Source organism: Streptomyces chromofuscus, assembly GCF_015160875.1.
Lineage (GTDB): Bacteria > Actinomycetota > Actinomycetes > Streptomycetales > Streptomycetaceae > Streptomyces > Streptomyces chromofuscus.
The window spans coordinates 6,390,643-6,410,422 of the sequence record NZ_CP063374.1; the positions used below are offsets into that span (position 1 = coordinate 6,390,643).

The following is a 19,780-nucleotide window of genomic DNA, read 5'->3' on the forward strand; positions in this document are numbered from 1 at the left end:
GGGAATCATCTAGCCCAGCGCCCTGTCGATCGCGGACAGTGGCAGCGCGAACAGCATCCGGCCCGACTGCGACCAGACCTCGCCGCTCTCCGCCGAGTAGGAAAGGGACTGCGCGGGGCCGCTCCAGCACAGATACGTCTCGTCCGTGCCGCACCGCGCCGCCCGCGCGCCGTCGCCGTCCTGCCGCCACAGCGTCCCGCGCTCGCCCGCCGCGCGGGCCAGGTACCACCGGGACCCGCGCGCGAGCACGCCCCGCACGTCGGCCGCCTTCGTCTCGTACACCTGCCGCGGCCCGGTGCCGAGCAGCCCGGCGTCGGACGGGTCGTCGTCGAGGGCGTAACGCCACAGGCGGGTGGGCCGGTCGCCGTCCGCCGGGACCGACTCGCTCGCGACGAGGCTGTCGGGCGTGGTGCTGCGGTCCAGGGAGAGCGCGCCGATCCGGGCGCCGGTCAGCCGGTACGAGCGGACGGCGGGCAGCGTGTAGCGCTCGCTGCGCGCCGGTGGCGCCGCCTGGGCGGGGTCGCCGGAGGCACGCCGGATGCGGTCCACGTCGTAGACGTACAGGGCCCGGCCGTCGTCGGCGGTGACGAGCAGCTTGTCCTGGTACCAGACCATGCCGGACAGCGTCGAGGCGAGCGGCCGGCCGACGGGGTCCCCGCTCGCCGGGACGGTGAGCGCCACCCAGGTGTAGGTGAGCCGGTCCGGGTCGTCGGCGTCGACGAACGCCACCCGGGAGTGGCCCTGGCGGTCGCTGAAGCCGGCGAGGACCACGCGCTTCGAGCCCCACCGGCCGTCGTCGTCGGCGTCCCCCGAGGTCGTCACCGCGCCGCTGCGCCATCCCTCGGTGCCGGCCTCGTCCCAGCAGTGCGCCCGGGTGGCCGCGGGCGCTATCGGCAGCGCGGAGCGTTCGGCGCCGGTGCACTCGGCCGCGGCACGAAGGCTGCGGTCGGCGTCCTCGAGGACGGCGGCGACGCCGACCGGCCGGGCCGGCCCGGCGGGCACGGGCCGCGGCACCCACTCCTCGCTGAGCCGCAGATCCGCCAGGGAGACGGCGGAGGTGACCGGCTCGATCCCGCCCGGGTCGGTGCCGACCTGGGCCTGGGAGGTGCTGATCAGGGTGGCCGCACCGGTGAGCGCGAGGGCGGTGCCGGCCAGGAACGCACGCAGCGCCTGGCCCCGCTTGCGCCTGCGGTGTCTGCCGCGATGCTTCATCCGTCCTCCCGAGGCGAGCCAACTGCGCCTGGTGATCCGTGCGTTGACCGGGGAGCAGGTGGGTGGCCCGGTAGGGGATGCTACGTCAGGTGCGGGGGACTGCGGGCGCAGACCCGGCAAATACGCGAAAGAAGCCATCGGATCCGGGGAACCGTCCCCGCAAACCGACCCGGGAATCCGACCCGGTCATCCCGCCCCGGGGAATCCGCCCCGGTAATCCCCACTCGGGACATTCGCCCACCCCCGGCGACGGCGTCCCTCGTGCGACGTCACGGTGCGTCACCCGAGAACGCTCCGGGCACCGTCGAGGCCGCCCTGGCCCGCAGCACCGCCGGTGCGCCGGAGTGCGGGAGCAGGGCGGACGGCTCGGCCGGCAGCACCACCTCGATCTCGGCGTCGTCGCGGAACCGGTACGGCCGGTGCTCCAGCAGGCCGCCGAGATACCGCCGTACCCGCGACATCTCGGCACGCACGGTCACCGTGCGGCGCGGATCGCCGAACACGTCCTCGGCGAGCTGAGCGGCGGTGCGGCCGGCCCGGTGCTCGGCCAGCAGGAACAGCAACTCGCTGTGCCGGGGCGTCAGTTCCTGGCTCCAGGAGCCCGCACTGCCCGACACCGTCACCGACCAGCGGCGCGGCTGTCCCAGGTCCAGCACGATCCGGGTGGCGCCGGACGGCAGCGGCTCGTCGGCGGGGCGTACCAGCCAGCCCCCGCCCAGCGGTTCCACCACGGACAGCCCCAGCACGGGCAGCCAACGGCGGCCCGGCGACAGCGCCTTGGGCAGCGCTGTCCGGTTGATGTACGGCATTCCCGTCACCGCCGCCGTCCAGCCCTCCCGGTCCACCACCAGCGCCCGGCCGGTCAGCCGGGCCAGCACCGGAGCGGCCACCGCGCGCAGCCGGTCCAGCGCGGTCAGATGCAGCTCCCGCAGCCGGGCCTCGGCGAGCTTGGCCACCGAGTCGACCCAGGCGAGGGTCGCCGGATGCATCGTCTCCAGTGGCCCGCTGACGTCGACCACGCCGATCAGCCGGCCGTCGCGCGGATCGGTGATGGGGGCGCCGGCGCAGGTCCACGAGGCGTGCGAGCGGACGAAGTGCTCCGCGGCGAACACCTGCACGGGCCGCCGCACCACCGCCGGCGTCCCGACGCCGTTGGTGCCGACGATGCTCTCCCGCCAGTCGGCGCCCAGCAGGAATCCCAGCCCGTCCGCCTTGCGCAGCACCGCGGAACTGCCCTCGCGCCACAGCACCCGGCCGTCCGCGTCGGCGATCACCATGATGTGCTGGGCGGTGTCCGCGACCGAGACCAGGCCCTCCCTGAGCACGGGCAGCACATGCCGCAGCGGCGAGTCCTCGCGCCGCCGCAGAATCTCCTCCCACGTCAGCAGGCCGGATCTGAAGTCGTGGTCCGGGTCCACGCCGCTGCGCAGCATGCGTCCCCAGGACTCCTCGATGACCGGGCGCGGGGCGAGGCGGGGGCTGCGGCCGGAGAGGGCGGCGTCGCGCACGGCACTGAGCATGCGCGCGGCCCGGGGCGCGTCGACGGCGGCCAGGTGAGTGAGATTCATCGGCGACCGCGGCACTGAGGTCCTCCCACGGGTTCACACTGACGTGCGACCGGCTGTCAAGCCCTGGCGGCGTCGTTTTCCGGTCGCGTCCTGATGGTGCGTCCCATACTGCCGTCCGCCGATGACGGAGGGGTCCAGTCCGGTCACAGACACCGGAAAGTTGCAACCCCTTGCAACCCTGGTGGACCGCCGCACGGCGCATGAGACTTGAGCGACGCCGCCCGTGCGGCGCGCATGGCCTCAACGGGCCGGCAGGGGCAGGGGTGGTGCCGTGTCGGCGCAGCACCACCCCTGTCGGTCCGCGTTCCTCAGCGGACCGGCCGCGCCCGCTCCACCACCGACGCCAGGTCCAGCGTGTGCGGAAGGGTGCCGAACGAGGCACCCCAGTCGCCGCCCAGGCGTGAGCCGCAGAACGCGTCGGAGACCTCCGGCGGCGCGTACCGGACGAGCAGCGCGCCCTGGAGCACCAGCGCCAGCCGCTCGACCAGGCGCCGGGCGCGGGCCTCGACGCCCTCGAGATCGGCCAGTTCGGTCAGCAGGTTCTTGATCGCGGTGTCCAGTCGGTGGTCGGCGCCGCGTGCCCGGCCGACCTCCTGGAGGTAGGCGTTCAGGGCGTCCGGCTCGCGTCGCAGCGCGCGCAGCACGTCCAGCGCCTGGACGTTGCCCGCGCCCTCCCAGATCGAGTTCAGCGGCGACTCGCGCACCAGCCGGGGCAGCCCCGACTCCTCCACGTAACCGTTGCCGCCCAGGCACTCGGCCGCCTCCACCGCCACCGGCGTACAGCGCTTGGTCACCCAGTACTTGGCGGCCGGCACCGCCAGCCGCAGGAACGCCCGCTCCTGTTCGCCCCCGTCGTCGTAGGCGGCGGCGAGGCGCAGCCCGAGCGTGGTCGCCGCCTCGGACTCCAGGGCGAGATCGGCCAGAACGTTGCGCATCAACGGCTTGTCGATCAGCTTGCCGCCGAACGCCTCGCGGTGCGCGCCGTGGTGGATCGCCTGCGCCACGGCCTGCCGCATCAGTCCCGCCGAGCCGAGCACGCAGTCGAGCCGGGTCGCGGCGACCATCTCGATGATGGTCCGCACCCCGAGTCCCTCCTCGCCGACCCGGCGCGCCCAGGTCCCGTCGAACTCGACCTCGGCGGAGGCGTTGGAACGGTTGCCCAGCTTGTCCTTCAGCCGCTGGAGCAGGAAGACGTTCCTGCTGCCGTCCGCGAGCACCCGCGGCACCAGGAAACAGGTCAGCCCCTCCGGGGCCTGGGCCAGCACCAGGAAACCGTCCGACATCGGCGCCGAGCAGAACCACTTGTGCCCGGTCAGCTCGTACGTCCCGGCCTCGGCGAGCGGCCGGGCGACGGTCGTGTTGGCGCGGACGTCGCTGCCTCCCTGCTTCTCCGTCATGGCCATCCCGAACAGCGCCCCCGCCTTCTGCCCGGCGGGCCGCAGATCCCGGTCGTAGATCATGGACGTCAGCCGCGGCTCCCACTCGGCGGCGAGGTCCGGGTCGGTGCGCAGGGCGGGCACGGCGGCGTGGGTCATGGACAGCGGGCAGCCGTTGCCGGCCTCGACCTGCGTCCACATCAGGAACCCGGCCGCCCGCCGCACGTGCCCGGCGGGCCGCGCCCAGGCCGCGGTAAGGCCCGCGGCGACGCCCTTGCCGAGCAGCCGGTGCCAGGCCGGATGGAACTCGACCTCGTCGATGCGGCGGCCGTGCCGGTCGTGGGTGCGCAGTCCGGGCGGGTTGTCGTTGGCCAGCACCCCCCACTCCTGCACCTGGGCCGACCCGCAGGTGCGGCCGAGCCCCGACAGCTCGTCCAGCGCCTGGTCGAGCAGGCCGGGGGCGACGTGCCGTTCGACGGCGGCCACGAGGGCCCGGTCCGCGCCGAAGACGTCGTATCCGACGAGCGGCGGGGTCTGATTGGTCACGGTGTGGGTGGTGCGTGCCATGCCTCGGAACCTACCCCGAGGTACGGAGGTGGTCACCCCGTGGACCCGGCCCGGTGGCCCACCGTCCGACCAGGGTGAACCGTTCCCCGTCCGGCGGATACCTTTGGGTCGTGCAGCCAGCAAGTGACATCCCCGCACGACCCTCCGGTCGCCTCCACCGCGCGCGTGCGCTCTACCGGAACGTCTCCAAGCGCAGGACCGCCTGGCTGCTGCTCAAGGACACCGTCAACTCCTGCATCGAGTACCGCATCCTGGGCCTCGCCGCGGAGGCCGCCTTCTTCACGCTGCTGTCGGTGCCGCCGCTGCTGCTCAGCATGATCGGCCTGCTCGGCTACGTCGACGACTGGACCGGCACCGACACCATCTCCAGTCTGGAGACCAACCTCCTGGAGGCCTCCCGCACGGTCCTGTCCGACCAGGGCGTGAACCAGATCGCGCGGCCCATCCTGGACGACGTGATGACCGGCGGGCGGCCGGACGTCATCTCGATCGGCTTCCTGTTCGCGCTGTGGTCCGGTTCCCGGGCCGTGAACGTGTTCATCGACACGATCACCGTCATGTACGGCCTCGACGGCGTCCGCGGCATCGTCAAGACCCGGCTGGTGGCGTTCCTGCTGTTCCTCGCGGCGCTGCTGATCGGCTCGGTCGCGCTGCCGCTGATGGTCGCGGGTCCGGACGCGGTGGTGCGCATCGTGCCGTGGTCGACGACGGTGGTGCAGGTCCTGTACTGGCCGGTGGTGATCGTGCTGTCGATCGTCTTCCTGACGACGCTGTACCACGTGTCGGTCCCCGTCCGCTCCCCCTGGGTCGAGGACGTCCCCGGCGCCCTGGTCGCCCTCGCGATGTGGGTGCTCGGCAGCTTCCTGCTGCGGATCTACCTGACGAACACCATCGAGGGCGCGACGATCTACGGCTCCCTGGCCGCGGCCGTCGCCGTGCTGCTGTGGATCGGTGTGTCCGCGTTCGCCGTGCTGGTCGGCGCCGCCGTCAACGCGGCGATCGACCGCGTCTGGCCGGCCGCGGCGACGGCCGCCGCCCGCGCCGCCAACGAACGGCTGCGCGAGGCGCAGGTCGCCGAGTACGTGGCCCGCGCCGCCGCGGCCCGTGAGGCCGACGCCGACCCGGACGACCCCGACATGCCGTCCGAGTTCCCCGAGCGCTGGTCCCGCTTCCTTCCTCCGGAGGACGTGACCGCACGGCTGCGCACCCAGGTCAAGAGCGCGCAGAACGCGCAGAAAGCCGGCGGGGAGAACGGGCAGGAGCGGGCGGGCGAAGGCTGAGCGCGGCCGGGGCCCCGTTCACGCCGTCCACGTCCCCGCCGCCGCGGCCTCCGTCGCGAACCGCGTGAAGTCCCTCGGCGGGCGGCCCAGCACCCGCTCGACGCCGTCCGAGAGGTGGGCGTTGCGGCCGTCCAGGAGGGTCTCGAACACGTCCACGAGCAGGTCGACCGCCTCGGGCGGCTCACCGAACCCGGCCAACCGGGCGCCGTACTCCGCCGCCGACACCGGCCGGTACGTCAGCTCGCGCCCCGTCGCCCGCGCGATCTCCGCCACCGCCTCGCCGAAGGTCAGCAGCCGCGGCCCCGACACGTCGATGCCCTGCCCGACGTAGCGGTCACCCGCCGTCAGCGCGGCCACCACCACGTCCGCGACGTCCCGCAGATCGACGAACGGCTCCTTCACGTCACCGCCGGGGAAGACCAGCTCCCCGCCCGCCCGCAGCTCCTCCACCAGCGGCCCCTCGCTGAAGTTCTGCATGAACCACGCCGACCGAAGGACCGTCCAGTCCGCGCCCGACTCCCGCAGCGCCTCCTCGGTGGGCCGCGCGTGCACCTCGCCGCGCGCCGACAGCAGCACCAGCCGCCGTACGCCGAGGGAGACCGCCTCGTGGGCGAGCAGCCCGACCGCGCGGGTGGCCTGCGGGGAGCCGACGTCGCCGGGGTGGACGAGGTACGCCGCGTCCGCGTCGCGCAGCGTCCGCGCCCACGTCGAGCGGTCCGCCCAGTCGAAGCCCTGTGCGCGCGTGGCCGCCCGCACCGTCAGCCCCGCCGCGAGCGCGGCCCGCGCCACCCGGCTGCCCGTGCGACCGGACGCCCCGGTCACCACGACTGTCATGCCCGATTTCCGTGTCATGCCTCCAGTGAACTGCCGCACCGCTCCACGGGCCCATCGCTGAGCGGCTCATTCCCCTGCGCGCGCGTACCGCCCGCCATGGCGGCACCCTGCACAAGGTCCCCGCCCCGAACACCTCCCTGCGCTGCTCCACATGCGGCTTCACCACACCGGGCAGCCGGGAAGACCAAGCCACGTTCGGGTGCAAGAACCCGGACTGCGGATGGTCGGGCAATGCCGACCACAACGCAGCCCGGAACGTCTTGCACCTGTATCGGACGGGCCACGCGCTCGTCCCGGCTGCCGGGAGGGCAGTCGTCAGGCGCACTCGTGGCGTCAAGCCCGCCACCGCAAGGTAGGAGGGAATCTCCCGGCCTTCAGCCGGGAGAGCACTTTAAGCTGGCGCCATGGACGTTCCCCCGCGCTCGAACACGCACACGCGGGGGGACCCCCTCGCACGCCTGCTGGAGGGCCCACGCGCGCGGGGCGCCTTCATGATCCGGGCGTGCTTCGATCCGCCCTGGGCCGTACGGGTCGAGGACCGGGCACCGCTCACCGTGATGCTGATGGTGCGCGGCGACGCCTGGATCGTCCCGGACACGGGCGAGCGCGTGCGGCTGCGGGCCGGCGACCTCGCCATCGCCCGCGGACCCGCCCCGTACACCTGCGGCGACGACCCCGCGACGGCGCCGCAGGCGCTGATCCTGCCGGGCGGCGCGTGCCACTACCCCGACGGCGGCTCGCTGCGCGGCCGGATGGACCTGGGCGTGCGCACCTGGGGCGACCGGCTCGACGGCGCGGCGGTGCTGCTCATCGGCACCTACCTGTGGCAGGGCGAGATCAGCGGCCGGCTCCTCGACGCCCTGCCCCCGCTGCTGTCGCTCCCCTCGGACGTCTGGCGGTGCCCGCTCACCCCGCTCCTGATGGAGGAGATCGGGCGGGATGAGGCGGGGCAGGAGGTCGTCCTGGACCGGCTGCTGGACCTGCTGGTCATCGCCGCTCTGCGGGCCTGGTTCTCGCGCCCCGAGGCCGAGGCCCCGGCCTGGTACCGGGCGCAGGCCGACCCGGTCGTCGGCCGCGTCCTGCGCCGCGTTCAGGACGATCCGGCGCGTCCGTGGACGGTGGCGTCGCTCGCCGCCGAGGCCGGGGTGTCCCGGGCCGCGCTCGCCCGCCGCTTCACCGAACTGGTGGGCGAACCCCCGATGGCCTACCTCACCGGCCGGCGCCTCGCCCTCGCCGCCGACCGCCTGCGCGACAGCGACGACACCCTGGAGGCGATCGCCCGTCAGGTCGGGTACGGCAGCGCGTTCGCCCTGTCCAGCGCGTTCAAGCGGGTGTACGGGGTGAGCCCTCAGGAGCACCGGACGCGGACGGTCGCCCGGCGGACGCAGGTGGCGGGCGTGTAGGGCGCGCGCGAAGGGCGCGGGGCCGGGGGGAAGCGGGGGCCTCGGGGCGGCGCGGCGTGTGCCCGGCGGCGTAGCCTGGCGGACGTGTACATGGAGCGGGCCGCGCGGCTGACCGGCGCGGTGGTGTGGACGAACACCCCCTCGAAGGCCCCCGGCGCGGGGCGGGTGCTGCCCGACGGCTGCATGGACCTGCTCTGGCACGACGGACGGCTGCTGGTCGCGGGCCCGGACACACGCGCGCACTCCACGGCCGGCGGTGGCGGCCCCTGGGCGGGCGTGCGCTTCTTCCCGGGCACCGCGCCCACCTTCCTGGGCCTGCCCGCGTACGAACTGCGCGACCGGCGGGCCGAACTCGCCGACCTGTGGCCGGCCGCGCGGGCACGCCGGCTCACCGCACGCGTGCACGCGGCCGGCGATCCGGCACGCGGCCTGGAGGACGCCGCGCTGGCCCTCGCGGCCGACGCCAATCCGCCGGACCCGCTGCTGCGGCGGATCGTCACGGCGCTGGACGCGGGCCGCCCGGTCGCCGCGACCGCCGATGAACTCGGCCTCGGCGCACGGCAGTTGCACCGCCGCGCGCTGACCGCTTTCGGATATGGCCCGAAGACGCTCGCCCGTGTGCTGCGGCTGCAACGGGCCCTGAGGCTCGCGCGGACCGGCCTGCCGCCCGCGGAGACGGCCGCGGCGGCCGGTTACGCCGACCAGCCGCACCTGTCGCGGGACGTCAGGGACCTGGCGGGCGCCACCCTGGGCGAGCTACTGGGCGGCGGCTGACGGCAGCGGGGCGAACAGGTCGACGCCGTTGCCGTCCGGGTCGTGCAGGACGGCGTACCGCTGGCCCCAGAAGGCGTCCCACGGCTTGAGCTCGCCCCGGTGGCCGGCGCCCACCATCTCCTCGTACACCGCGTCGACCTCGTCCGGCCCGTCGCACAACAGCGCGAGCGAGGCCCGGCCGCCCCCGGTGGGCGGCCGCCACCCGGGATGGAACGAGCGCACGCTCTCCTCCGTGTCCAGCAGCAGCCGCAGCCCGCCCGGCAACTCGGCCTCCGCGTGCGGCTGTTCCTCCGCCCCGTTCGGGAAGGCGAATCCCAGACGGCGGTAGAAGGCCACGGAGGCGGCCATGTCGGAGACGACCAGGCCGATGGCGTCGAATCGTGGAGTCATGGGGCCCACCGTAGGCAGCGCTGCCGCGCGCCGTCTTGAAGGAATCGGACAGCGGCGCGGAGGCGGGCCCACCGGGACCGGTTCAGTCGAACCGCACCGGTCCCCTCGGCGTGTCCACCGTGAACGACAGCCCCACAGGCCCCGCTGTGAGGGGCAGTCCGGTGTCCAGGGCCGCGAGGAGGGGCTGGATGCCGGCCGGGTCCGGTGCCGTGGCCGAGAAGGACAGCAGGGGGATGACGGGGAGGCCGGCCGCGCTGCTGCCGCGGCACTAGGCTCGGCTGCCATGGCAACGCGACTGCTCGTCTGCACCCGCACCACCGACTACCGCCACGACTCCATCCCGGACGCCGTGGCCGCCGTGGACGCGCTCGGGCCGTTCGACGTCGAGCACACCGAGGATCCGGCGGCCCTGGAGGCGCCCCTGGACGGGTACGCCGCCGTCCTCTTCCTCTCCACCAGCGGCGAGGTGCTCACACCGCCAGGGCGGGAGCGGCTCGCCGCCTACGTCGAGTCGGGCGGCGGCTTCGTCGGCGTGCACGCGGCGGCCTGCACCGAGGACGACTGGCCGTACTACGGCGAACTGCTCGGCGCCCGCTTCGCCCGCCACCCCGCGTACCAGCCGGGCAAGGCCCTCGTCGAGGACCGTGACCACCCCGCGACCCGGCATCTGCCGCCCGTGTGGTCCCTCAGCGACGAGTGGTACGACTTCCGCACCAGCCCGCGCGGTGCGGTGCGCGTCCTCGTCTCCGCCGACGAGTCCTCGTACCAGGGCGGCGGAATGGGCGACGACCATCCCCTGGCGTGGTGCCGCGAGCAGGGCGCCGGACGCGTCTTCTACACCGCCCTCGGCCACGCCTCCGAGGTGTACGCGGACGCGGACTTCCGCGCCCATCTGCGGGGCGGGATCGGCTGGGCGGCGGGCACGGAGTAGCGCGGGGCGGTGCTCGCGCGTTCCACCGGACGGGTCGACAACTCGGTGCGGGTGCTTTCCGGGCGGTGGCCTTCCGACTACCACGAGTGCCTCCAGGGTCGACGGTCCGCGACGACCGTCAGAAGGCGCTTCCTGCAGTAAGACTCCTATCCAAGTGGGCGGCAGGGGGACGTGACGACGCGGGAACCGGGGGTGATCACCGTGAACCAGGGGGTGATCGCCGGACGTGCCCGGCCGGTTCAGGCGACCCGGGTCAAGTCCGCGTGGCGCACCTCGTGGGCGAGGGGCAGGCCCGCCGCGAGGCGTTCCAGTTCCTCGACCACGACGCGGCCGAGCCGTTCCAGCTCGTTGCCGAGCGAACCGGCGATGTGCGGGGTGAGGAAGACGTTGGGGAGGGTGTAGAGGGGCGAGTCCGGGGGCAGCGGCTCGGGTTCGGTGACGTCCAGGATCGCGCTGAGCCGGCCGGAGACCAACTCGTCGGTGAGGGCGGCGTGGTCGACGAGGGCGCCCCGGGCGGTGTTGACGAGCACGCCGCCGTCCCGGATCAGGGCCAGGCGCTCCCGGTTCAGCATGTGGCGCGTCGCGGGGACGTCTGGCGCGTGCACGGTGACGATGTCACTGCCGCTCAGCAGGGCGTCCAGCGACATCGGCCGGGCGCCGAGCGCGGCCGCCTCGGCGGCGTCGACGTAGGGGTCGTGCAGCAGGATCTCGAAGTCGTAGGGCCGCAGCAGTTCGAGCAGCCTGCGGCCCACGCGGGAGGCGCCGATGACGCCGACACGGCGGCCGAGGTTCCCGACCGCCGCCGTCCGCGCGGCCGTCGGCCGGGCGTGCGTGACGCGGAAGTCCTCGCGCAGGGCGAACGCGTCCTTCCCGGCCAGCAGGATCATCGCGAGCGTGTACTCGGCCACCGGCGCCGCGTTGGCGGTGACCGCGCTGGAGACGGCGACGCCGTGTCTCCACAGGGCCTCGCCGACGAGCGGGCGGACGGAACCGGCGGCGTGCAGGACCGCGCGCAGGGACGGGACCGCGGCCAGGGCGTTCTCGTCCAGCGGCGGACACCCCCAGCCCGTGACCAGCACCTCGGCACGGGACAGCGCGTCCGCCACGCCCGGGTCGGCGAAGTCCCCGACGACGAGCGCCGGGTCGATGTCCGCCGTCCGCCGCAGGCGCGTGAGGAGCGGGGCGGGGAAGAGCAGCGGCAGATGCACCGGATCCATGGCGAACACGGCCCTGGGCGGTCGGGCGGCGGGCATGTCTCTCCCGAGGCGAGGAGGGGCCCGACATGGCTGGGTGGGCCGGGCGAGGCGGACAGGAACGGGGTTGTGAAAGCGCCTTCTACGGTAGATCCGGCTCCGGCGGAGGGGCAATCGCCGGAAAGGGCCTGGCAGAAAGGGCCCGGCAGAGGGGGCCTGCCCCGGCACGCCGACGCACGCAGACGAACACCGGTGCGCGCCGACGGACGCCGACGTACGCCGAACGGCCCAGCCCGGGGCCCGACTCCGCGCCCGTGCACCGGAATACCTTTCGCCGATGTGATGCTCTGACCGGAGTGGTGCACGAGCGCGGGGAAGGGCTGGTGGACTCATGACGGCGGCAGATCTCGCGGACCCCGTGGTCAGGACGCCGTACGGCGCCGTACGAGGCCGCCGCGAGGGCGGTGTCGCGGTCTTCCGGGGCATCCCGTACGCGGCGCCCCCCTTCGGCCCCCGCCGGTTCCGGCCGCCCGTGCCACCGGAGCCCTGGGACGGCGTGCGCGACGTGGGCGCCTTCGGGCCCACCCCGCCCAAGCCGCCGTACTCGGAGGCGTTCGCCCAGTACCTGTCCGACCCGATCGTGCCCGGCGACGACTGCCTCAACCTGAACGTCTGGACTCCCGAACCCGCGCCGGGCGCGCGGCTCCCGGTGCTCGTGTGGTTGCACGGCGGCGCCCTGACCAGGGGGTCGTCGTGCGTTCCCGTGTACGACGGGCGCACCTTCGCGCGCGACGGGGTCGTCTTCGTCTCCGTCAACTACCGCCTGGGGGTCGAGGGGTACGGCCTGTTCCCGGACGCGCCCGCCAACCCCGGCCTGCGGGACCAGCTCGCCGCCCTGCGGTGGGTGCACGAGTCGATCGAGGCCTTCGGCGGCGATCCCGGCCGGGTGACGCTGGCGGGACAGTCGGCGGGGGCGATCAGCGCCGGCGCCCTGATCGCGGCCCCGCAGGCCCAGGGCCTGTTCCGGCGCGCGGTCCTGCAGAGCGGCCCGCCGGAGGCGTCCGAGCGGGACAAGGTGCGGCGGATGGTGCGCCGGATGGCGGCCCGGCTGAAGGTGCCCGCGACCGCCGAGGCCTTCGCCGCCGTCGACCGCGAGCTGCTCCTGCGCACCCAGGCCGAGGTCGGCCGGCTCAGCAGTCCGGTGGTGGGCGGACCGGCCTTCGGGATCGTCGTCGACGGTGACCTCGTGCCCCGCGATCCGCTGGCGGCGCTGGTCGAGGGGGAGGCCGCGGCCGGCGCCGACCTGCTCCTGGGCTGGACCCGCGACGAGTACCGGCTGTGGCTCGTGCCCGGCGGCCTGCTGGAGCGCGTCGACCGGCTCGGTGCCGTGGCCCTGGCCGGCGCGATGGCCCGCTGCCACTGCGGCCACGCCGTTCCGCGCGGCTACCGCGCCCTGCACCCCGAGGCGGGCACCGCCGAGATCGTCGGCCAGCTGCTCACCGACCACCTGCTGCGCGGCCCGCTGCACCGGCTGGCCGACGCCCGCCCCGGATCGTCGTACGTCTACGAGTTCGCCTGGCCCTCACTGCTGCCGGGGCTCGGCGCATGTCACGCCCTGGAGCTCGGTTTCGTCTTCGACACCGACGAGGTCCCGGAGTCGGCCAAGCTGGCGGGCTGGGGCGCACCGGCGGAACTGGCCGACGCGATGCACGCGGCGTGGGTGAGGTTCGCGGTCGACGGCGACCCGGGCTGGCAGGCGTGGGACCCCGCGCACCCCGTGCGGATCTTCGGCGAGTGCGAGCCGGGGGCGGCGGGGCGGCGGGGGGCGACGAGGGAGCCGTACACCGCCCACGGGCCGCGCGACCGCGAGCTCGCCCTGTGGACAGCCGATCTCCTCGACGCGGAGGCCGCGCCCGCCTCCGCCGCGGCCGGGGATCCGCCGGTCCGCAACGCGGAAATGCGGTCGGTCGTCCGGCTCCTGCGCCGCTCGGCCGGCGTCCGCCGACACTGACGCCGGGGCCGGGACGGGCGTGGGCCGGCTGTGACGCCGGGACCGGGACGGGCGTCGGCCTGCTGGCGACGGCTTCCTGAGGGCCTGCCGGCGACGGCCTCTTGGCGTCGGCCTGCCGGCGTCGGGCTCCTCGTGCGGGCTTCCTCGCGTCGGCCTGCCGGCGACGGTCTGGTGGCGTCGGCCTGTCGGCGTCGGGCTCCTCGTGCGGGCTTCCTCGCGTCGGCCTGCCGGCGACGGTCTGGTGGCGTCGGCCTGTCGGCGTCGGGCCCCTCGCGCCGCGATCCTCGCGTCGGCCTGCCGGCGTCGGCCTCCTCGGCGTGGGCCTCCCGGCGTCGGCCCCGGGCGCCGCTGCGGAGGAGGGGCCCGCACAGCGCGGCACGGAGATCGCGCGGAGGCCGGACACCTGCCGTACGGCGGCAACGCCCGTGCCTCACCCCGTCAGCGTCCGCGCGACGGTCGCGATCGTGTCGGGTCCGACCCGGCAGCAGCCGCCGATCAGACGGGCACCGCGGTCGCGCCAGTCCTCGACCTGCTCCGGGGAGAACGTGGAGCGGCCGCTCCAGGTGCGGGCCCCGGCGTCCCAGGTCTCGCCGCTGTTGGGATAGGCCACCACCGGCCTGCCAGTCACCCGGGCCGCGGTCGCGACGGCGCCGCCGACGTCCCGCGGCGCGCAGCAGTTCACGCCGACCGCGATCACCTCGTCCACGTCGGCGGCCAGGGCGAAGGCCTCCTGGAGCGGTTGTCCGGCGCGGGTGCGGTCGCCGGCCACGGTGTACGACAGCCAGACCGGCACGCCGAGTCCCCGCACCGCCCGCAGCAGGGCCGTCGCCTCGTCGGCGTCCGGAACGGTCTCCAGGGCCAGTACGTCGGGCCGGGCCGCGGCGAGCGCCTCCAGCCGGGGGCGGTGGAAGCGTTCCAGCTCGTTCACCGTCAGCCCGTAACGGCCCCGGTACTCCGAGCCGTCCGCGAGCATCGCCCCGTAGGGGCCGGCCGAGGCCGCCACCCACAGCGGCCGGGCGACCCCCTTCGCCGCCGCGCGCGCCGCCGCCTCGCGCGCCGCCTCGACGCCTAGGCGCATGAGTTCGGCCGCCCGCCCGTGGCCGATCCCGCGCCGGGCGAAGCCCTCGAAGGTGGCCTGGTAGCTGGCGGTGATCGCCACGCTCGCGCCCGCCAGGAAGTAGGCGAGGTGTGCCTCGGTGATCGCCTCGGGCCGCTCGGCGAGCAGCCGCGCCGACCACAGCTCGTCGCCGAGGTCGTGCCCGGCCGACTCGAGCTGGTTGGACAGGCCGCCGTCGAGGACGACCGCCCCCGCGGCGAGCGCCTCGGCGAGGCCGGTCGGGGGTCGCAGGGTGCCACTGGTCATGTCTCGACGCTAGGGCCTGTCGTCCGGATCGGGCCACCGACGGGGTGTACCGATCGGCGCCGTCGGCTTCCTGCGGCCCGATAGGAACGATTTGCCCCCGCCGGGCCTCGGGGCGGACGGCAGCGAAGTCACTCGCTCACTTCGCCCCGTAGCCGCCGCCGGTCCATTGCTGGTCGGTTCCACCGTTGCAGGTGAACTGCGTGCCGCCGGCGACCGTCCGCGGTGCGGCGCTGACGGCACTCGGTGCGGTAGAAAGCGCTTGTTGAGTGGCGTACCGTTCAGCCGCCAGGTGCTTCGCCCCGGAAGGAGCCCGCCGATGGATCTGCCCCCGGACGACCGCACCCGGAGCCCGTACACCGGTTTCACGCGCGCCCACTGGGAGGCCGCCGCCGACTGCCTGCTCGCCGCCGTGGAGCCCTGCGCCACCGAGGACCGCGCCCTCTACCACCTGCCCGGCGACCGCACGAGCGTGTCCGGCAGGCTCTCGGACGGCCTGGAGGGCTACGCCCGCACGCTGCTGCTGGCGGCCTTCCGACGTGACGAGACCGTGCTCGAACGGTACGCGGACGGCCTCGCCGCCGGCCCCGGCGGCGTCTGGCCCCGCGTCAGGGACCGCAGCCAGCCCCTGGTCGAAGCGGCGTCCATCGCCCTCGCCCTGCGCCTGACCCGCGACCTGCTGTGGGACCGGCTCGACGACGCCGTACGCGGGCGGACGGTCGCCTGGCTCACCGACGCGCTCACCGCCGAGCCCTGGCCGTGCAACTGGGAGCTGTTCCCGGTGACGGTCGGCGGGTTTCTCCAGGAGATCGGCCACGAGACGGAGGCGTCCCGCACGGCGGTCGACCGTGGGCTGGAGCGCATCGAGGGCTGGTACGTCGGGGACGGCTGGTACACCGACGGGGACGGGCGCAAGTTCGACTACTACAACGGCTGGGCGATGCACCTCTACCCGGTGCTGCACGCCTGGCTGGCCGACGAGCACCGGTCGCTGGACCTGTACGGCGGCCGGCTCTCCCGGCACCTCGCCGACTACGCCCGCCTGTTCGGCTCCGACGGCGCCCCGATGCTCCAGGGCCGCTCCCTCACCTACCGCTTCGCGACCGCCGCCCCGCTGTGGCTCGGCGCGCTCACCGGGCACACCCCGCTGTCGCCGGGACAGACGCGGCGGCTGGCGTCGGGTGCGCTGCGTCACTTCCTGGACCGGGGAGCGGTGGACGCACGGGGACTGCTGACCCTCGGCTGGCACGGCCCCGACGAGGCGGTGCTGCAGAGCTATTCGGGACCCGCGTCCCCGTACTGGGCGAGCAAGGGCTTCCTCGGCCTCCTCCTGCCCGCCGGGCACGAGGTGTGGACGGCGACCGAGGAACCGGGCCCGGCCGAGCGGGCCGACGCGGTCACGCCGGTCGGCCCGCCCAACTGGCTGCTGCAGTCCACGCGCTCGGACGGTGTGGTCCGGCTCCACAACCACGGCAGCGAGGACGTGCGCTACGACCCGTACTACACGCGCCTGGCCTACTCGACGGCGACGGAGCCCTCGGCGTCGTACGACAACAGCGTGATCGTCGGGGACGACGCGAGCCGGACGGAGATCGAGCCGCTCGGAGTGGGGGAGGGCTGGGCGGCCTCCCGGCACACCGTCGGTGACGGCGTTCGTGTCACGAGCCTGGTGGCGGCCGAGGGCGCGGTCGAGGTGCGCGCCCATCTGGTGGCGGGGGCCGCGGCGGGGACCCCGGTGCGGGTCACGGGGTGGGCCGCGAAGGACGGCATGCGCGCGGAACTCGCCCCGGTCAGCGGCCTCGACGACGCCCTCACCGGTACCGTGACCGACACCCCCGCCCTGTTCGTCGCCCTGGCGCGCCTGACCGGGGAGACGGACCCGGCACCCCTCGCGGACCTGGTCTCGGTGGACGTCCACGACGCCCGCGAACTGCGCGTGCGGTGGTCCGCCGGAACCGCCGCGCGCTTCCGGTTCAGGACGTCGGCCGACCGGTCGGGCGCGCCGTCGTGGACGGTGACGCCCGTGTGACGCGGGCGGCACGCTTGCCGACACCGACACCGACACCGACACCGACACCGGCACCGGCACGCGCCGCGCGGGGCGTCTCACGGCACGGGCGGCGAGGGCCGCGTAGTCGAGCCGCCGTCACACTTCGGCCGGCACCGAAGCGATCCGCCCCTACCGTGCCGTCATGACTCCCTTCAGCGCACTGCAGCACGCGGCCGAGCCGCTGCTGCTCCCCAACGCCTGAAACCACGCCTCCGCCCGGGCCCTCGCGGCGCAGGGCTTCCCGGCGATCGGCACGACCAGTCTCGCGGTCGCCGCGGCGGCCGGGCCGCCCGACGGCGCGGCACGGACCCGCGACGAGACGCTGCGGCCGGCCCTCACCCTCGGCAGGGAGCCGTTCCTGCTCTCCGTCGACGCGGAGGGAGGAGCGCTCGCTCGGGGGCCGGGTGAACTCGTGGTCGTGAAGGGTTGGTTGGACAACCTGTGTGTGCGCGGGTGAGCGGCCGTGTCCATGACGTCCGGGGATCACCCGTGGGTCGTGGAACGTTCACCTGCTGCCTCGATTCTCCTCACACGGCGCAGAAGCACCGGAAAAAAGGCAACCGCCGCAGACGGCAGCAGCGGTATCCAGGAGGAACATCATGGGGCACAGCCACGGACACGGGCATCATCACCACGGACACGATCACGGCCACGGGCACGAGCACGCGCCGCTGCCCGCCGCCTTCGACACCTCCGTGCCCGACGAGGCCCTGACCCCGGAGCAGCAGTCGCGCCGCTCGCTGCTGCGCCGCGCCGGCCTGCTGGGCGCGGGCCTGGCCGCCGGCAGCGTGCTGTCGGGCACCGCCGGCACGGCCCCCGCGGCCGCCGCCACCAACGGCCGCCGCGGCAAGGGTTTCCTGTGGCTCGCCGGCGACCACCACATCCACACCCAGTACAGCAGCGACGGCAAGTACCGCGTCGTCGACCAGGTCCGGCAGGGCGCCAAGCACGGCATGGACTGGCTGGTGATCACCGACCACGGCAGCGCCACGCACGCCAAGATCGGTGTCGAGAAGGTCAACCCGGACATCCAGCAGGCCCGCGCCGCCTACGAGGACACCCTCGTCTTCCAGGGGCTGGAGTGGAACATCCCGGCCGCCGAGCACGGCACGGTGTTCGTGCACCCCGGCAAGAACGAGGTCTCCGTCCTCAAGCAGTTCGAGACCGACTACGACGGCAGCGTCAAGGGCGCGAGCGGCAACTCGCCCGCCAACGAGGCACTGGCCGTGGCGGGCCTCGCCTTCCTCTCCGACCAGGTGAAGCGGCGCAAGGTCCAGGACGCGCTGATGCTCGCCAACCACCCGGCGCGGCGCGGAGTCGACTCCCCGCACGAGATCCGCGCCTGGCGTGACGCGACGCCCGCGGGCCACCAGATCGCCGTCGGCTTCGAGGGCGCGCCCGGCCACCAGGCCGCCGGCCTGCCCGCGCCGCTCGGCATGGGCCGGGCCCGCGGCATCTACGACAACAACCCCAGCGCCGACTCCTTCGCCGGCTACCCGCTGGAGAGCTACCGCACCTGGGGCGGCTTCGACTGGATGACCTCCACCGTCGGCGGCCTGTGGGACAGCCTTCTCGCCGAGGGCAAGCCCTGGTGGATCACCGCGAACTCCGACTCCCACCAGGTGTACGCCGACACCGCCGCGCGCGGCGGCGGCGACTTCAACGCGGGCGGCCGCTACGACGACCCGGTCTACGCCGGCAAGATCGACGTCACCCAGGGCGACTACTGGCCCGGCTACTACAGCCGCACCCACGTCGGCTCCGACGGCTTCTCCTACGCCGCCGTCATGGACGGCATCCGCGCGGGCCGCATCTGGGTCGACCACGGCCAGCTGATCAGCGGCCTCGACGTCCGGGTGTCCGGCGGCAGCCGCTGGGCCACCCTCGGCGGCGCCCTGCACGTGCGCAAGGGCACGAAGGTCACGCTGACCGTGGACGTGGCGCCGGCCGGCGGCCCCAACTGGGCCGGTTTCGTCCCGAACCTGGCCCGCGTCGACGTCATCCAGGGCGACGTGACCGGCGAGGTCAAGGACAAGGACACCTTCACCGCGCCGACCGCCAAGGTCGTCAAGTCGTACGAGGTGAACAAGTCCACCGGCACCGTCCGCCTCACCTACGACCTCGGCAACGTCGACCGCCCCGTCTACGTCCGCCTGCGCGGCACGGACGGCAGGCGCAGCGCCGTCGGCGCGATGGGCGCGGCCGTCGACCCGGCCGGCCCGGCGCTGGACGTCGTCGGCGACGCCGACCCGTGGCTGGACCTGTGGTTCTACTCCAACCCGGTGTGGGTCCTGCCCTCGTGAAGCCGTACGTCCTCACCGTCGACGCGGGCCTGAGGGACCTGCGCGCGGCCGACCACCTGCTCCAGACGCTGGCGGCCGAACTCGCCCTTCCCGAGAGCACGTTCGGCTGCACGCACCTGGTGCGGGACGAGCGGCCGCGGGTCGTGCTGTCCTTCGCCCTCGCGTCGCGGGCGGCCCTGCCGCCGACGCGGGAGCGGCTGACGGCCAAGGGGTACGCGGTGACGGACGGCGCCCCCGACGAGGTCGGCCGCGCCGTGCTCTACCCGGGCGCGGCCGGCCTGACCGGCACGCTGTCGGTCGCGGAGCTGCTGTCCCGCTCCGCGGTCGGCCGCGTGAGCGTCCTGGGCACGACGGAACCCCCGGCGCCGGACGCCGCCGTCGTCACGCGGGACCACGTACGGCCGCAGTGGCAGGACGGTGAGCTGGTGCTCGCCGTCATGCCCGCGGTCGGCGGCACTCTGGTGCCCTTCGAGGTGCCCGACCCGACACCCTGCTGCGCCGACCACTGAGAGCCGGCGAGCGCCGCTG

The 19,780-nt window shown here is 74.6% G+C and carries 15 protein-coding genes and 2 pseudogenes; 10 read left to right on the forward strand and 7 right to left on the reverse strand.

What is annotated here, in order from left to right; genetic code table 11:
- Positions 1-9: 9 nt before the first annotated feature.
- From IPT68_RS28735 to IPT68_RS28745, 3 genes are all read right to left on the reverse strand, one after another.
- Positions 10-1,212 carry a hypothetical protein gene (locus IPT68_RS28735; protein ID WP_189702111.1) on the reverse strand — a complete coding sequence of 401 codons (1,203 nt, stop codon included), beginning with the start codon at positions 1,210-1,212 and terminating at the stop codon, positions 10-12.
- A gap of 269 nt (positions 1,213-1,481) precedes the next feature.
- The gene (locus IPT68_RS28740) at positions 1,482-2,780 is read right to left on the reverse strand and encodes a GAF domain-containing protein (protein WP_228039970.1); all 1,299 of its coding nucleotides are present in this window, start codon (positions 2,778-2,780) and stop codon (positions 1,482-1,484) included.
- Positions 2,781-3,088: 308 nt separating this feature from the next.
- Positions 3,089-4,723: an acyl-CoA dehydrogenase family protein gene (locus tag IPT68_RS28745; protein ID WP_189702109.1), complete on the reverse strand. Its 1,635-nt coding sequence runs from the start codon at positions 4,721-4,723 to the stop codon at positions 3,089-3,091.
- 110 nt (positions 4,724-4,833) lie between these two features.
- Between IPT68_RS28745 and IPT68_RS28750 the strand changes: the two genes are divergently transcribed.
- Positions 4,834-6,003, forward strand: coding sequence for a YihY/virulence factor BrkB family protein (locus IPT68_RS28750; RefSeq protein WP_189702108.1), 1,170 nt, complete (start codon positions 4,834-4,836; stop codon positions 6,001-6,003).
- An 18-nt stretch (positions 6,004-6,021) separates the two neighbouring features.
- On the opposite strand, the gene IPT68_RS28755 is transcribed toward IPT68_RS28750, so the two are convergent.
- Entirely contained in the window at positions 6,022-6,837 is an 816-nt protein-coding gene (locus tag IPT68_RS28755; protein ID WP_407699455.1) for an NmrA family NAD(P)-binding protein, read from the reverse strand.
- 74 nt (positions 6,838-6,911) lie between these two features.
- Between IPT68_RS28755 and IPT68_RS28760 the strand changes: the two are divergent.
- The 3 genes and pseudogenes from IPT68_RS28760 to IPT68_RS28770 all read left to right on the forward strand — a co-directional run.
- A pseudogene (locus tag IPT68_RS28760) lies at positions 6,912-7,193 on the forward strand (zinc ribbon domain-containing protein); the annotation flags it as partial.
- A 48-nt stretch (positions 7,194-7,241) separates the two neighbouring features.
- Complete coding sequence (locus IPT68_RS28765) at positions 7,242-8,240, forward strand: AraC family transcriptional regulator (protein ID WP_189702106.1); 999 nt, start codon at positions 7,242-7,244, stop codon at positions 8,238-8,240.
- Positions 8,241-8,324: 84 nt separating this feature from the next.
- A complete protein-coding gene (locus IPT68_RS28770) occupies positions 8,325-9,014 on the forward strand; it encodes a helix-turn-helix domain-containing protein (protein WP_189702105.1) in 690 nt (229 codons plus the stop codon).
- Here the strand turns inward: IPT68_RS28770 and IPT68_RS28775 are convergent.
- Entirely contained in the window at positions 8,997-9,404 is a 408-nt protein-coding gene (locus tag IPT68_RS28775; RefSeq protein WP_189702104.1) for a VOC family protein, read from the reverse strand. The genes IPT68_RS28770 and IPT68_RS28775 overlap by 18 nt on opposite strands.
- Before the next feature lie 283 nt (positions 9,405-9,687).
- Here IPT68_RS28775 and IPT68_RS28780 point away from each other — a divergent pair, with 283 nt between their 5' ends.
- Positions 9,688-10,335: a ThuA domain-containing protein gene (locus tag IPT68_RS28780; protein ID WP_189702103.1), complete on the forward strand. Its 648-nt coding sequence runs from the start codon at positions 9,688-9,690 to the stop codon at positions 10,333-10,335.
- A gap of 239 nt (positions 10,336-10,574) precedes the next feature.
- Here IPT68_RS28780 and IPT68_RS28785 read toward each other — a convergent pair whose 3' ends face one another.
- Complete coding sequence (locus tag IPT68_RS28785) at positions 10,575-11,588, reverse strand: hydroxyacid dehydrogenase (protein ID WP_189702102.1); 1,014 nt, start codon at positions 11,586-11,588, stop codon at positions 10,575-10,577.
- A 331-nt stretch (positions 11,589-11,919) separates the two neighbouring features.
- Here IPT68_RS28785 and IPT68_RS28790 point away from each other — a divergent pair, with 331 nt between their 5' ends.
- A complete protein-coding gene (locus IPT68_RS28790) occupies positions 11,920-13,539 on the forward strand; it encodes a carboxylesterase/lipase family protein (RefSeq protein ID WP_189702101.1) in 1,620 nt (539 codons plus the stop codon).
- 430 nt (positions 13,540-13,969) lie between these two features.
- Here IPT68_RS28790 and mmuM read toward each other — a convergent pair whose 3' ends face one another.
- Positions 13,970-14,902 carry a homocysteine S-methyltransferase gene (mmuM, locus tag IPT68_RS28795; RefSeq protein WP_189702100.1) on the reverse strand — a complete coding sequence of 311 codons (933 nt, stop codon included), beginning with the start codon at positions 14,900-14,902 and terminating at the stop codon, positions 13,970-13,972.
- 316 nt (positions 14,903-15,218) lie between these two features.
- Between mmuM and IPT68_RS28800 the strand changes: the two genes are divergently transcribed.
- The 4 genes and pseudogenes from IPT68_RS28800 (at position 15,219) to IPT68_RS28815 (ending at position 19,761) form a co-directional block, all read left to right on the forward strand.
- The gene (locus IPT68_RS28800; protein ID WP_189702099.1) at positions 15,219-16,928 is read left to right on the forward strand and encodes a DUF2264 domain-containing protein; all 1,710 of its coding nucleotides are present in this window, start codon (positions 15,219-15,221) and stop codon (positions 16,926-16,928) included.
- Positions 16,929-17,091: 163 nt separating this feature from the next.
- Positions 17,092-17,334: pseudogene (locus IPT68_RS28805) on the forward strand (isocitrate lyase/phosphoenolpyruvate mutase family protein); the annotation flags it as partial.
- Between the two features lie 214 nt (positions 17,335-17,548).
- Entirely contained in the window at positions 17,549-19,252 is a 1,704-nt protein-coding gene (locus IPT68_RS28810; RefSeq protein ID WP_194074019.1) for a PHP domain-containing protein, read from the forward strand.
- Positions 19,249-19,761: a hypothetical protein gene (locus IPT68_RS28815; protein ID WP_189702098.1), complete on the forward strand. Its 513-nt coding sequence runs from the start codon at positions 19,249-19,251 to the stop codon at positions 19,759-19,761. The genes IPT68_RS28810 and IPT68_RS28815 overlap by 4 nt, the downstream gene beginning before the upstream one ends.
- Positions 19,762-19,780: the final 19 nt, after the last annotated feature.

Coding starts and splice junctions, on each gene's coding strand:
- mmuM (WP_189702100.1), bottom strand. CDS start 14,902: ATGACCAGTGGCACCCTGCGACCCCCGACCGGCCTCGCCGAGGCGCTC.
- IPT68_RS28740 (WP_228039970.1), bottom strand. CDS start 2,780: ATGAATCTCACTCACCTGGCCGCCGTCGACGCGCCCCGGGCCGCGCGC.
- IPT68_RS28765 (WP_189702106.1), top strand. CDS start 7,242: ATGGACGTTCCCCCGCGCTCGAACACGCACACGCGGGGGGACCCCCTC.
- IPT68_RS28745 (WP_189702109.1), bottom strand. CDS start 4,723: ATGGCACGCACCACCCACACCGTGACCAATCAGACCCCGCCGCTCGTC.
- IPT68_RS28800 (WP_189702099.1), top strand. CDS start 15,219: ATGGATCTGCCCCCGGACGACCGCACCCGGAGCCCGTACACCGGTTTC.
- IPT68_RS28780 (WP_189702103.1), top strand. CDS start 9,688: ATGGCAACGCGACTGCTCGTCTGCACCCGCACCACCGACTACCGCCAC.
- IPT68_RS28755 (WP_407699455.1), bottom strand. CDS start 6,837: ATGACAGTCGTGGTGACCGGGGCGTCCGGTCGCACGGGCAGCCGGGTG.
- IPT68_RS28775 (WP_189702104.1), bottom strand. CDS start 9,404: ATGACTCCACGATTCGACGCCATCGGCCTGGTCGTCTCCGACATGGCC.
- IPT68_RS28810 (WP_194074019.1), top strand. CDS start 17,549: ATGGGGCACAGCCACGGACACGGGCATCATCACCACGGACACGATCAC.
- IPT68_RS28785 (WP_189702102.1), bottom strand. CDS start 11,588: ATGCCCGCCGCCCGACCGCCCAGGGCCGTGTTCGCCATGGATCCGGTG.
- IPT68_RS28735 (WP_189702111.1), bottom strand. CDS start 1,212: ATGAAGCATCGCGGCAGACACCGCAGGCGCAAGCGGGGCCAGGCGCTG.
- IPT68_RS28790 (WP_189702101.1), top strand. CDS start 11,920: ATGACGGCGGCAGATCTCGCGGACCCCGTGGTCAGGACGCCGTACGGC.